This window comes from Rhodococcus sp. ARC_M12 (assembly GCF_022810385.1).
Lineage (GTDB): Bacteria > Actinomycetota > Actinomycetes > Mycobacteriales > Mycobacteriaceae > Rhodococcoides > Rhodococcoides navarretei.
Genome location: NZ_JALGQI010000108.1, coordinates 1 through 255, shown reverse-complemented (window position 1 = coordinate 255; position 255 = coordinate 1). Strand labels below are relative to the sequence as shown.

Annotated in this window: 1 pseudogene; it reads left to right on the top strand. The window is 59.2% G+C overall.

The window, feature by feature from the left end:
• Positions 1 to 255: pseudogene (locus MTX35_RS26385) on the top strand (AraC family transcriptional regulator); the annotation flags it as partial.

Genomic DNA, 255 nt, shown 5'->3' with positions numbered 1-255 from the left:
ACGTCCAGGCACCGATACGGTGGTTTCGGGAGGTCTATCCCGAACTCGATATCGCCCACGCCACTCGACTCGGACTTGCGTTTGCCGAGCAGGCCCAGTTGACATCGTTCGGGCCCCTGAGTTCACCTTTGATCAGCGCTGGTTCGGTCGCCGAGATCGTCGATCTCCTGACATACCTGCCATTGATCTCCACGGCGTTGAAATCGCAGTTCCACACTGGCGACTACGGTCTGATCGTCGGGCTCACTGCGCACA